The 12850-nt window shown below is 67.0% G+C and carries 9 protein-coding genes, 2 tRNA genes and 1 pseudogene; 7 read left to right on the forward strand and 5 right to left on the reverse strand.

The genetic code is table 11. The features are described from left to right. Nucleotides 1-94: 94 nt before the first annotated feature. Nucleotides 95-2044 carry a threonine--tRNA ligase gene (gene thrS, locus C3K08_RS03630; protein WP_104990076.1) on the forward strand — a complete coding sequence of 650 codons (1950 nt, stop codon included), beginning with the start codon at nt 95-97 and terminating at the stop codon, nt 2042-2044. Nucleotides 2045-2172: 128 nt separating this feature from the next. Next, a complete protein-coding gene (locus C3K08_RS03635; protein ID WP_104990077.1) occupies nt 2173-2892 on the forward strand; it encodes a triacylglycerol lipase in 720 nt (239 codons plus the stop codon). A 10-nt stretch (nt 2893-2902) separates the two neighbouring features. Here the strand turns inward: C3K08_RS03635 and C3K08_RS03640 are convergent, their stop codons facing one another. After that, entirely contained in the window at nt 2903-3772 is an 870-nt protein-coding gene (locus tag C3K08_RS03640) for a glycerophosphodiester phosphodiesterase (RefSeq protein ID WP_104991891.1), read from the reverse strand. Between the two features lie 104 nt (nt 3773-3876). Here C3K08_RS03640 and C3K08_RS03645 point away from each other — a divergent pair. Further along, a tRNA-Cys gene (locus tag C3K08_RS03645) sits at nt 3877-3950 on the forward strand. Between the two features lie 37 nt (nt 3951-3987). Further along, nucleotides 3988-4062: transfer RNA gene (locus tag C3K08_RS03650), tRNA-Val, on the forward strand. 90 nt (nt 4063-4152) lie between these two features. Here C3K08_RS03650 and C3K08_RS03655 read toward each other — a convergent pair. From C3K08_RS03655 to C3K08_RS03665, 3 genes are all read right to left on the reverse strand, one after another. Continuing rightward, nucleotides 4153-5541, reverse strand: coding sequence for a sugar ABC transporter permease (locus C3K08_RS03655; protein WP_104990078.1), 1389 nt, complete (start codon nt 5539-5541; stop codon nt 4153-4155). Beyond that, the gene (locus C3K08_RS03660) at nt 5538-6944 is read right to left on the reverse strand and encodes an ABC transporter permease subunit (protein ID WP_104990079.1); all 1407 of its coding nucleotides are present in this window, start codon (nt 6942-6944) and stop codon (nt 5538-5540) included. Before C3K08_RS03660 ends, C3K08_RS03655 begins: the two co-directional genes overlap by 4 nt. Nucleotides 6945-7131: 187 nt before the next feature. Beyond that, a complete protein-coding gene (locus C3K08_RS03665) occupies nt 7132-8313 on the reverse strand; it encodes a maltose ABC transporter substrate-binding protein (RefSeq protein ID WP_104990080.1) in 1182 nt (393 codons plus the stop codon). Between the two features lie 309 nt (nt 8314-8622). Between C3K08_RS03665 and C3K08_RS03670 the strand changes: the two genes are divergently transcribed. The 3 genes and pseudogenes from C3K08_RS03670 (at nt 8623) to C3K08_RS03680 (ending at nt 12014) form a co-directional block, all read left to right on the forward strand. Further along, on the forward strand, nt 8623-9867 hold the full coding sequence (locus C3K08_RS03670) for an MFS transporter (protein ID WP_104990081.1): 1245 nt from the start codon (nt 8623-8625) through the stop codon (nt 9865-9867). A 52-nt stretch (nt 9868-9919) separates the two neighbouring features. Then, nucleotides 9920-11197: a transcription antitermination factor NusB gene (locus C3K08_RS03675; RefSeq protein ID WP_104990082.1), complete on the forward strand. Its 1278-nt coding sequence runs from the start codon at nt 9920-9922 to the stop codon at nt 11195-11197. A 43-nt stretch (nt 11198-11240) separates the two neighbouring features. Next, nucleotides 11241-12014 (forward strand): annotated as a pseudogene (locus C3K08_RS03680) (IS982 family transposase). 74 nt (nt 12015-12088) lie between these two features. Here the strand turns inward: C3K08_RS03680 and deoD are convergent. Beyond that, the gene (gene deoD, locus C3K08_RS03685; protein WP_104990083.1) at nt 12089-12796 is read right to left on the reverse strand and encodes a purine-nucleoside phosphorylase; all 708 of its coding nucleotides are present in this window, start codon (nt 12794-12796) and stop codon (nt 12089-12091) included. Between the last annotated feature and the right edge of the window lie 54 nt (nt 12797-12850).

Raw genomic sequence — 12850 nt, forward strand, 5'->3', positions numbered from 1 at the left:
GAACTCCCAGCGCCTGAGAACCCACGCGGCTCTCAGGCGTTCTGCTGGATTTGCGGCCAGACCGGGTCTTTTCTTGCCTTCTCAAGGAGTTTCCATGCACGTCACCCTGCCCGACGGAAAACAACTCGACCTGCCCCAGGGCGCGACCGCCCTCGACGCCGCCCGCGCCATCGGCCCCCGCCTCGCGCAGGATGCCCTGGCCGCGACCGCCAATGGCGACCTCGTCGACCTGATGTCCCCGCTCCCCGACGGCGCGAGCATCACCCTGATCACCAAGAAAAATCCCGCCGAGGCCGCCCCCCTCTTCCGGCACTCGCTGGGGCACGTGATGAGCCAGGCGGTGGGCGAGTTCTACAGGGCGAAAGGCTATGGCCCGCAAGACATCAAGCGCGGCGTCGGTCCCGCCATCGAGAACGGCTGGTATCAGGACTTTGACCTGCCCGAGCCGCTGCGGGAAGAGGACCTGCCGGAAATCGAGCGCCTCATGCGCGACATCCTCTCGCGCGGGCTGGACTTTTCCCGCCGCGAGGTCAGCAAGGACGAGGCCCTGGCGCAGTTCCCCCACGACCCCTATAAGGAAGAACTGATCCGCGAACTGCCGGACGGTGAGGCGATCACCCTCTACCAGCAGGGCGACTACGTGGACCTCTGCCGGGGGCCGCACTTCCCCAACACGGGCAAGCTTCCCGCCGCCTTCAAGCTGATGAGCACCTCGGGCGCGTACTGGCGCGGCAACGAGAAGAACCCGATCCTCCAGCGGGTCTACGGGGTGGCGTTCGCCACGCAAAAAGAGCTGGACGAGTATCTGGAGCGGCTGGAAGAGGCCAAGCGGCGTGACCACCGTAAGCTCGGCCGCGAGCTGGAGCTGTTCACCATCGACCCGATGGTGGGCAAGGGCCTCCCGCTGTGGCTGCCCAACGGCACCGTGCTGCGCGACGAGCTGAGCCGCTTTCTGCGCGAGCAGCAGTTCCAGCGCGACTACCAGGGTGTGGTGACGCCGAACATCGGCAACCTCGACCTGTTCCGCACCTCGGGGCACTACCCCTACTACGCCGACAGCCAGTTCAACCCCATCGACGTGGACGACGAGCAGTACATGCTCAAGCCGATGAACTGCCCCTTCCACGTGCGGATCTACGCCAGCAAGCCCCGCAGCTACCGCGACCTCCCGGTGCGGCTGGCCGAGTTCGGCACGGTGTACCGCTACGAGATGAGCGGCGAACTCAACGGCCTGACCCGCGTGCGCGGCTTTACCCAGGACGACGCGCACATCTTCGCCCGGCCGGACCAGCTCAAGAAGGAATTCCTCGACGTGCTCGACCTCACGGTGCTTGTCCTGAAGACCTTCGGCATGGAGGACGTGCGTTTCCGGGTGGGCGTGCGCGACCCCGAGTCCGACAAGTACGTGGGCGACCCCGCCCAGTGGGACCGGGCCGAGGCGCAGATCATGGAAGCGGTGGAGGAGGTCGGCCTGCCCTACACGGTCGAACCCGGCGACGCCGCCTTCTACGGCCCCAAGCTCGACTTCGTGGTCAAGGACGTGCTGGGCCGCGAGTGGCAGCTCGGGACCATTCAGGTGGACTACAACCTGCCCGAACGCTTCGACATCTCCTACACCGGGGAAGACGGCCAGGACCACCGCCCGGTGATGATCCACCGCGCCCCCTTCGGCAGCCTGGAGCGCTTCGTGGGCATCCTGATCGAGCACTACGGCGGCGACTTCCCGCTGTGGCTCGCGCCCCGGCAGGTCATGATCATCCCCATCGCCGACCGCCACGTTCCTTACGCCGAGACGCTGGCGAACGAGTTCAAGGCCGCCGGAATGCGGGCCGAGGTCGACGACTCCGCCAACCGCATGAACGCCAAGGTCCGCACGGCCGAACTCTCCAAGATTCCCGTGATGCTGATCGTCGGCGATCAGGAGGAGGCGCGGCGCGAGGTCAGCGTGCGAGAGCGGACCCCGGAAGGCCACAAGGAACGCAAGGGCGTGGACTTCGCGGCCCTGCTCGCCGAGTTGCAGGAGCGCGTCCGCACCCGCGCCTGAGTTCAAGCTGTCTGGGCCGTCCCCGAGAGGTGGGGGCGGCCCCTCGCTGTTCCGCCTTGCATCCGCTGCCTCTGGCCGCTACGCTGGGCCATCTTCAAAATCCAGCGCAGTCCTGCAAGGAGTCTTTGATGATCCGATTCTGGAAGGTGGCGGCCCTGATGGCCGGTTCGGCGGCGCTCCTCACGGCGTGTGGGGGTACGGCCCCGCCCGGCCCAGCGGCGGGCTTGCAGGCCCAGGCCCGCAAAGCCCCGGCCCCGGCGCCCACGCGCGACCCCATTCTGTTCGTGCACGGCTACAACTCCAGCGGCTCGGTCTGGAGCACGATGGTCGGCAACTTCAAGCGCGACGGCTGGACCGATGCGGGGCTCTTCGCCTGGAGCTACGACACCCGGCAGTCCAACACGGTGACCGCCGACCTGATCCGGCAGAAGGTCGACGACATCCTGATCCAGACCGGGGCTGCCCGCGTCGACGTGATCACCCACTCGATGGGCGGGCTGTCCTCGCGCTATTACCTCAAGAACCTCGGCGGGGACGTGAAGGTGGACGCCTGGGTCTCGCTGGGCGGCCCCAACCACGGGACCGACTTCGCCCTCGCCTGCTTCGACGCCTCCTGCGTGGAGATGCGCCAGGGGTCCAGCTTCCTGACCGCGCTGAACAGCACCGACGAGACGCCCGGCGTGTCCCGCTACGGCACCTGGTGGTCGCCCTGCGACGAGATCATCAACCCCGACCAGAGCGTGCTCCTCAGCGGCGCCGCAAACACCCAGACTGCCTGCTTGACCCACAGCCAGCTCTACCAGAGCAGCACGGTCTATGCCCAGGTCCGCGACTTCGTGAACCGCTGAGGCTGCCGGGCTACCGCCTCTGGCCTTCTTCCGCCAACACCGTCCCCAGCAGGTCGGGCCGGTCGGTGATGATCCCGTCCACGCCCATCCGGATCAGGCGGCGCATCTCGGCGGGGTCGTTGATCGTCCAGACCTGCACGGCCACCCCCCGCGCGTGCATGGCCCGGATGAAGGCGGGCGTGACGACCTCAATATTTCCTGCTCGTACGGGCACCTGCGCGACTCGGCCCGGTAGCGGCGCCAGCCCAGCCAGTCCCACCTTGCCGAGCAGCACGGGCAGGCGCAGCTCGCGCTCGGTCATGCTCGTCATCACCTCGGGGCAGGCGGCGCGGAACTCGTTCAGGGCGCGGTCGCTGAAGCTCGCGGCGATCACCCGCCCGGTCGCGCCCGCGTCGCGCAACGCCTTGCAAAAGGGCGCGGCGATGCTCGGCGACTCCTGCTTCAGCTCAATGATCATGGGCAGATTCGGAAACTCGGTAAGCACCTCCGAGAGCAGTGCCACCTGCACGCCTTGGCCCCGGTAGGGGAAGGTCTGGCCCCCGTCGGGCGAGAAGGCGTACCCGGCGTCGGCGGCCCGCACCTCCGCCAGCGTGAGGTCCGCAATCCGGCCCCGTGTGTTCGTCAGCCGGTCGAGCGCCGCGTCGTGCGAGAGCACCAGCACGCCGTCGCGGGTGGCGTGCATGTCCATTTCCAGCATATCTACGCCCAGCTCGGCGGCGTGGCGGTAGGCGGGCAGTGTGTTGCTGGGGCGCAGGAGTTCGCCCCCCTGGTGGGCGATATTGAGGGTGCGGCCCTGCACGTAGGGGTTGGCGGGCGGGGTGCTGGGAGCGCAGCCGACGAGAAGCGCGGCCAGCAGGCCGACGGGCAGCAGTTTGGGCATGGTGCCTTCCACTGTAGCCTGCGCCGCCGTGCGCTTTACAGCCTGGGGGGGCCGTGCTAACATTCCTTCCGCTGGGAGAGGAGTGCCCTCCAGCCCCGCCCCAAGGCGCTGTAGCCAAGTGGTAAGGCAGAGGTCTGCAAAACCTCCACCACCGGTTCGAGTCCGGTCAGCGCCTCCAAGATTTACCCCGCAGCCTCAGCGCTGCAACCCGGTATAGAACCGTAGCTCAGGGGTAGAGCACTACCTTGACACGGTAGGGGTCAGGGGTTCAAATCCCCTCGGTTCTACCAGATGGCCTCCGCTTCGGCGGGGGTTTTCCCTTTGGTTGGCGCAAGACAAGACCCCCGGCACGCGTCCGGGGGCCTCCACGTTGAAGCGGCTTATTCCTTGACACCTCCCGCTACCGTTCCTCCCACGAAGTAGCGCTGGAAACCGTAGAACAGGGCCACGATGGGCAGTGCCCCCAGGGTCGCGGCGGCGGCGAACACGCCCCACTGGGTCGAGAACTGGCCCTGGGTGAAGCTCAGCAGCATCACGCCAACGGTCCATTTCTCCACGCCGGTCAGCAGCACGTTCGCCAGGATGAACTCGGCGTAGGTGCCGATGAACTGGTTCAGGAAGATAAAGGCCAGCATCCCGCCCGAAAGGGGCAGCACCACCCGCAGGAAGCTCTGCCAGCGGGTCGCGCCGTCCACCATCGCCGCTTCCTCCAGCGATTCGGGCAGGCTCTCGACATAGCCCTTAAAAATCCAGGTGTTAAAGGCGATGGCGCCGCCCGAGTAGGCCAGAATCAGCCCGGTGAAGGTGTTCGTCAGGCCCAGGGTCACCATCAGCGCGTAGACGGCGACGAGCGCCAGGAACACCGGGAACATCTGGATAAAGATGTAGAACAGCAGCATCTGGAAGCGGCCCGGAAAGCGCAGCCGCGCCATCGCGTACCCGGAGGTGGTCGAGAGCAGAATCGCCAGCACCCCGGTCAGGCCCGAGACCAGCAGCGTGTTGCGGACCGACAGCACGAAGCGGCTCTCGTTGTCAGGCCCCGTGAACTGCGCCGGGGTCATGAAAATCACCAGCAGCGCGAGTGCCCCGATCAGCAGGTACAGCGCCCAGGAGCGGGCACGGGCCAGGCCCTCGCTGTCGCGGCCCAGGCGCCCGACCAGCGCGAACAGCAGCACCGCCGCCAGCGCCGCCCCGCCGACACCCGCCAGCAGCAGTTGCCAGCCCGGCAGCGTGATGCCGTTGAAGAGCCGGGTGAAGTTCTCCAGGCTCAGCACGTCCAGATTGGGCAGCAGGCCGGAGCGGTAGAGGATATTCGGGTTCTCGAAGTCGGGGAAGGCGAAGAGGCTGTTGCGCGGGTCGAACGCCGCCAGCAGCACGTAGAAGAGGGGATAGATCGCTACCAGCACGACCAGAATCAGGAACAGGTGTGTGAGCTGATCGCCCAGCACGGCGAGGTAGCTGATTCGGCGCCCGGTGCGGGCCTGCCCGATGCGCTGCCCGATCAGGCTGGTGAGCGCCAGCACGCCGCTCGCCGCCAGCAGGAACAGCAGGAAGCGCAGCCAGCCGTTTTCCACGAAGTAGATGGAGAAGCTGCGCTGACGGCCCTCCATGCTCTGCATGAGGTAGTAGGCCAGCACGCCAAAGGCCACGAGCAGTGCCCCCAGCGCCAGCCAGGGCAGGGCGCGGCGCAGGAGGCCGGGTTCCTGGTGGACGTAGCCGCCGGGCGGCAGCGTGCGGTCACGGTCACGGTCACGGGGGGCGGTGGTCATCGCCGGGCCTCCTCGAAGACGCCAGCCGCCTTGAAGTTCACCAGGCTGATGGCGAGGGTCAGGAAGAAAATGATCAGCGCGATGGCGCTGGCGAGGGCGTAATTTTGCCCGCCGCTGGCGGCAAAGGCCGTGTTGTACCCCCAGGAGAGCAGAATGTCGGTGCTGCCCGCCGTGGCGTCGCGGCCTGCCAGCGGCGGCCCACCCTGGGTCAGCAGGTAGATGATGCCGAAGTTGTTGAAGTTAAAGGCGAAGCCCGAAAGCAAAATGGGCGTAAACGAGGTTCGCAGCAGCGGCAGCGTGATGTTCTGGATCTGCTGCCAGCGGCTCGCCCCGTCGATGCTGGCGGCCTCGTACAGGTCGTCGTTGATGGTCGCCAACGCGCTGATGGTCGCCGTCATCATGTAGGGAAAGCCCAGCCACAGGTTGACCAGAATCACGCTGATCTTGGCCCACAGGGGGTCGCCCAGCCAGGGAATCGCCGCGATGCCCAGCAGGCCCAGCGACTTGTTCACGATGCCGAACTGCTGGTTGAGCAGCGCCTTCCACATCTGCACACTGATGACGGCTGGAATCGCCCACGGCAGGAAGAGCAGCGTGCGGTAGATGTTGCGGCCCTTGAGCCGCTTATTGTACAGCAGGATGCCCAGGATCAGCCCCGCGATGGCATTGATGACCACGGTGGCAAAGGCGAACGTCACCGTCCACAGGAAGACCGGCCACAGCGCACTGCTCGCCCGCGCGAAGATCTCGCGGAAGTTGGCGAGCCCCACGTTCTCATAGCGGTTGATGCGCGTCACGCTGACGGGCTGAAAGGTCTCCGGCACGGGGGCGGCCAGGGTGATGTTCCGGCCCTCCACCGAGGCGATCTGTGCCCGCACGGGCGTGGAGGCGTCCTCGTCGTACAGCACCGCCGTGTCGCCCACGCAATTGGGGGTGGTGCAGCGCAGGAACTCGGCCAACGAGTTGCCCTCGGGAATCTCCGCCAGCGTGAGTGTTCGGCGGTCCGGCGAGAGCGCCGCTTCCGTCCGCACGCCCGTGTCGGGGTTGCCGCTGTTTTGCCCGCTGTAGTTGGTAAAGGCGTAGTTCACCGTCAGCACGATGGGCAGCACGGTAAATGCGGCCAGGAACACCAGCGACGGCACCAGGTAGTACCAGCTCATCATCCAGGGAAAGAGCCGCGCAACCACCGGCATTCCCAGCAGCAGCGCCCCCAGGGTGTAGACCAGAATCAGGTAGGGGGGCGCTTCCGGGAAGAAGCGGGCGGTCAGGCCCGAGAGTAGCCAGCCGACCAGCACGGCGCCGCCCAGCAGCACGGCCAGAATCAGGATCGCCAGCAAAAAACCGCGCACGCCGTCCGGGGGAGCGGCGCTGCGCGGGCGGGAAGAAGCAGCGGTCAAGGTCATAGGGGTAGGAGGCCTCCTCGCAAACAGGGGTGGGGTGGGTCAGAACCGCAGGCGGCGCAGCAGGCAGGTGGTTCCCACCATACTCCTCCACGCGAGCGGCGGACGAGCCCGCTGCCCGTCCGCCGAAGTCCAGCAAAAGAGGAGAGGCCCGAGAGGCCCGGTGCGGCTGGCCTCTCCTCCCACAGGATTACTTGATGTTCTTGTTGATTTCCTGCACGGCCCGGTCGTTGATCTGGCTGTAGTTCTGGTTGGGGCGCTGCACGCTCTGCGCGACCGCGTTGCTCCAGGGAGCCCAGACCGCGCCCATCTCCACGACGTTGGGCATGGGGGTGCCCAGGCTGATGGTGCGGCCGAAGCCCGCGACCACCGGGTCACTCTTGAGCTTGGTGCGGGCCGAGAGGCTCACCGGGATGCGCCCGCCCGCCTTGTTAAAGGACACCTGCGCGTCGCTCTTGACGATCTCGCGGGCAAACTGCGCGGCCACCGCCTTGTTCTTGCTGTAGGCGTTGAGCATCGCGCCCTGCACGCCCACGAAGGGGCTCCACTTGCCGCTCGCGCCGGGAGGGGTGGGGAAGGCAGCGATCCCGTAGTTGATGCCCGCCTTCTTGAAGTCGTCCATGTCCCAGGGACCGGTCAGGACCATCGCGGCCCGGCCATCCACGAAGGCACTCTTGGCGGCGCTGCCGTCCACGCCCTCAGGCACGAGGTTGTACTTGTAGCGCAGGTCATTCAGGAACGCCCCCGCCTTGTCGGCGCCCGCGTTGGCGAGGCCCACGTCCTTGGTGTTCAGCGTGCCGCCGCTGTTCCTGAACACGTAGCCGCCGTAGGCGCTGATCACGCCGTAGTTCATGTACGCGTTGCTGAGGTCGACCAGGAAGCCGAAGCGGCCGTTCCCAGTATTCTTCTGCGCGGCGCTGAGGAACTGCGACCAGGTGGTCGGCGCAGTGGGCACCAGCTTCTTGTTGTAAACCAGCGCCACGGACTCGGCGAACATGGGCAGCCCGAACAGCTTGCCCTTGTAGGTCATGGCCGAGAGAGCGGTCTTGTCGAGGTCACTGCGGCTGGTCACGTAGCGGTCCATTGAGTCGATCACGCCCGCCGCCGCGAGCTGCCCCAGGCGGTCTTGCGGCAGGGTCAGCACGAGGTCCGGCCCCTGACCCTTGGGGGCGCTCTGGATCAGCTTGTCGGGAATCTGGTCGAAGGGCACGCTCACCAGCTGGACATTGTGGCCGGTCTTGTTCTTGAAAGCGGTCGCCTGAGCGCGGAGCCAGGTCAGCTCACCCTCACCGAAGTGGGTCCAGACCGTGATGTTGGCCGCGCTGGCACTTCCCAGCAGGGCGAGGGACAGAACCGTCAGAGCTTTCTTCATGACATCTCCTTGGGGAAGCGAGCCTTGTGAAACCGCTTCCAGCGAGGGAACAGATCTTCGGGGCCACCTGGGAGCCGTGCTGACCCCGAGCGGGTCTGGCAGAAGAGGGTATGCAGTCGCTCCGGTGGCTGAGAGTCAGTATAGGCAACAATGCCTAACTTGACAAGGGTAGACTCAAGGCGCCATTTTTACGTCCCTGTCATCAAAAGCCGCCTTTTTTGCACCCACTTCAACGTGTGATGGAGGTGTGCGGGCGGGTGGGGTCCCTTTATCCTGACCGCTCGGTCAGTGCAGTGCTAGAGTGAGCCCATGACCGCCGCCCCCGCCCGCCCGCGCGGCCCCCTCTCGCCCAAGCTGGTCCTGTTTCTGACCATCTTCATCGCCATGCTGGGCCTGAGCGTGCTGTTTCCCATCATCGCGCCGCTGGGGCGAGAACTGGGCCTCTCGGAGACGCAGATCGGCTGGTTCTCGACCGCCTACAGCCTCGCGCAGTTCGTCTTCTCGCCCATCTGGGGCAGCCGCAGCGAGCGGGTGGGGCGCAAACCGGTGCTGATCCTAGGACTGATCGGCTTCTCGCTGAGCTTCGGGCTGTTCGGGGTGCTGGCGGCGCTGGGGGCACAGGGCGTGCTGGCTGGTGGCCTGCTGTTTGCGCTGCTGGTGGCCTCCCGCGTGGTGGGCGGCGTGCTGTCGAGCGCGACCCTCCCTACCGCCCAGGCGATGATGGCCGACCTCAGCAGCGAGAAGGACCGCGCCGCCGCGATGGGCCTGATCGGCGCGGCCTTCGGGCTGGGCGTGGTGTTCGGGCCTGCGCTGGGAGCCGCGCTCTCGGGTTTCGGGCTTACTGCGCCCATCTTCTTCAGTGCGGGGCTGGGGCTGCTCACCGCGCTGGCTGCGTGGCGCACCCTGCCCGAAACGCGCCGGGCGGACGCGGCGCCTGCTCCCGCCGGGGAACGCCGTGCCCTGCTGCGGCAGCCGGGCATCCTGCTTTTCCTGGCCGTGAGTGCCCTGTACACCCTGGCGAGCGTGGGCATGGAGCAGACCATCGCCTTTTACGTGCAGGACACCCTGCGCCTCACCCCGGAGGGCACGGCGCGGACGGTGGGGCTGATGCTGGCGGTGTTCGGGCTGCTGGCGGCGGCGGTGCAGGGCGGGGCGATGCGGCCGCTGAGCCGCAAGTTCGCGCCGGGACCGCTGATCTCATGGGGGTTGCTGGTGATGGGGGCGGGGATGTTCCTGCTTCCGCTGGGGCAGAGCTTCTGGCCCATCACGGCGGCGCTGGCGGTGATCGGGGTGGGCAGCGCGGTCCTCGGCCCCAGCCTCAGCGCGGCCCTCTCGCTGAGTGCGGGGGCGGGGCAGCAGGGCGCGGTCGCAGGCCTGAACAGCAGCGCCCTGGCCCTGGGCCGGATGACGGGACCCCTGATCGGCACCGGGATGTACCAGGGCGTCGGCCACGCGGCCCCCTATTTCCTGAGCGGTGGGATTCTCTTCGCCCTGCTCCTCTGGACCCTGATCGCCCGGCCCCAGGTCCGCCCGGCCCAGGGGGCGAAAGTCTGACTCTTCCGGCCGGGACAGAGCACAGACCGTCACCCGCTCTATGCTGCCCCCCATGACGGCTCCGCGCCCCACCTTTAACCCGGCCCGTGCGCTGGCCGTTCGCGTCTTGCTGCGCGTGCTGGCGGGCGAGACCTTCGCGGCCCCGGCGCTGGACAGTGCGCTGGCCTCCGCCCGGCTCCCCACCCGCGACGCGGGCCTCGCCACCCATATCGTGTACGGCACCCTGCGCCACGCCCCCACGCTGGACGCCGCGCTGACGCCCCTGCTGCGCGGCGAAACTCACCCCAAGACGCGGGCGCTGCTGCTGGCGGGGGCCTTCGAAAAGCTGGTGCTGGGCACGCCGCCCCACGCGGTCGTCAGCGAGTACGTGGGGCTGGCGCGGGGGGCACGGCTGGCTCCGTCCGGGCTGGTGAACGCGGTGCTGCGGCGGGTGGAGTTGCCTTCCCCAACGGATGAAACGCGCTTCGCCCTGCCCGGCTGGCTGACCGAAGTATTCCGGTCGGCCTACGGCGAGCGGGCCGAGGCGGTGATGGCTGACCTGCTCACCCCGCAGCCGCTGTGGTTGAGCCTCTCGGAAGAGGGGGTTGAGGCCTTGGAAGCCGAGGGCAGCGTCGTGGAGCCGGGGCCGAACGGGGTGGACCGGGTCACGCTGGCGCGGCCCCTGCGGGAGAGTGCCGCCTACCGCCGGGGACAGGCGCAGCCCATCAACCCGGCCAGCCTCGCGGTCGTGGATGCATTGGGGGAGGTGGCCGGAGTGCCCGTGCTGGACCTTGCGGGAGGAGCGGGGATCAAGGCCGCCATGCTCGCGGCGCGGGGAGCGCAGGTCACCAGTGTGGACGTGGCGGAACGCAAGCACGCCGCCGCCCGACAGAATCTGGCGCGGCTGGGGCTGAGCGCCGACTTCGTGACGCATGACCTGACCGGGCCGCTGGACCTACCGCCCGCGCCCCTCGTGCTGCTGGACGCGCCTTGCACGGGGACAGGGACCCTCCGCGCCCATCCCGAGATCAAGCTGCGGCTGACCCCGGAGGCGGTGCGAGAAATGGCAGCCCTCCAGCGCCGGATGCTGCCGAACGCTGCCGCGCTGGTCGCGCCGGGTGGCCTGCTGGTCTATAGCGTGTGCAGTATTGCGCCGCCGGAGGGGGCGGAGGTCGTGGCCGACTTTCTCGCCGCGCACCCGGAGTTCTCGCCGGAGCCGCTGCCCGACCTGGACTTGCCCACTGTCCCGGCGGGAGACGGGGTGCTGACTGTTATGGAAAGAGGCATAGACGGCTTTTTCATCGCCCGCTTGCGGCGGAAGGTAGAGGAACCCCGTTTAGGGCTTGAGTGAAACGGCCTCGGGCAGCGCGGAGACGAGAAAAAATGGAGACGGTATGGCTAGATACCGTCTCCACCACAGTTTAGGTCGGCGGACTGTCATTCGTCAGCTTCACCGCTGGGCCAAACGGCATTTCAGCGACCAGAAGCGCTGCAAACACCAGAAGCTCAGCGATGCGCTGCTGGTGGCCTTGTTGCTCAGCCGTCTTGTCTTCAAGCATCCGTTTCCGTCGATTTGGTGGCAGATACTGAGGGAAGATCGGAGCGGTCTTCCCTCGTACACCCAGGCTTACACCCGTGGCCTCCGTCTCCTGGAGCGCCTCGAAGCCATCGTCAGCCCTCCCAAATGGTGCGGAGAGGTCATCATCGACTCCATGCCACTGCCCGTCTGCCGACCCAAACGAGGGAAACGCTGCGCGTTTCCTGGCGCTCGGTGGGGCTTTGGGACGCAGGGTGACGTGTACGGCTACAAGCTCCACGCCTAGGTGACGCCGGAGGGTGAAATCGTCCAGTACCTGCTGAAACCCGCCAACCTCCACGACACTACGGTCAGCTACGAGCTGAACCGCAGATGGCCGGAGTTCGGCGGGCCAAAGATTATCGGGGATAAGGGCTACTGCTGCCTGGGATACGTGTTCCCACCCAAGAAAAACTCCCGGTACGACACCGGGTGGCGGGAAGACCGCCACCCGAAGTTACGCAAGCGCATTGAAACCGTCTTCTCCCAATTGGTGGAGGCCCAAATCCGCTCCGTTCAGACGAAGACGCTCGCCTCCCTTCGCTTCCGTGTCGTCCTAGCCGTCCTCGCGCACAACCTTGCTCAGCCCTAAACGGCGTAGAGGAATAGGAAGGGAGGCGAGTGCCGACGCGCTCGCTTCCCTTCCTCACTGGGTTAACCCCCCTTTTACAGCCCCAGCGCCGCGTCCAGCGCAACTTCGATCATCCCGTTGAAGGTGGTCTGGCGCTCCTCGGCGGTCGTCTCCTCGCGTGTGACGAGGTGGTCGGAGACGGTCAGGATGGTCAGCGCCCGGACCCCGTGCTTGGCGGCGAGGGTGTACAGCCCGGCCGCCTCCATCTCCACAGCGAGCACGCCGAAGTCGGCCCAGAGTTTGTACTGGTCGAAATCGTCGTGGTAGAAGGTGTCCGAAGACATGATGTTGCCGACGTGCGAGGTAAAGCCCCGCTCCTGCGCGATCTGATAGGCCCGCAGCAGCAGCTCGAAGTCGGCGATGGGCGCGAAGTTCTTGGCCCCGAAGCGGATGTTGTTGATGTTGGAATCGGTGCAGGCCGCCTGTGCCAGCACGAGGTCGCGCACATGGACGTGCGGCTGGTACGACCCACAGGTGCCCACCCGGATCAGGTTCTTGCAGCCGTAGCCGGTGATCAGCTCGCTGACATAGATCATTGAGGACGCGATGCCCATGCCGGTGCCCTGCACGCTGACGCGCTGGCCCTTGTAAGTGCCGGTGTACCCGTGCATGCCGCGCACGGTGTTGTGCAGCTCGGGGTTCTCGAAAAACGTTTCCGCGATGTGCTGGGCACGGAGGGGGTCGCCGGGCAGCAGCACGGTCTCGGCGATCTGGCCTTCTTTGGCGTTCAGGTGAACCGTCATCGGGGACAGGGTAACAGGGAAGAGGGCCGGGGCGGCTGTGCCCCGGCCCCCTCC

This window comes from Deinococcus sp. NW-56, from assembly GCF_002953415.1.
GTDB lineage: Bacteria > Deinococcota > Deinococci > Deinococcales > Deinococcaceae > Deinococcus.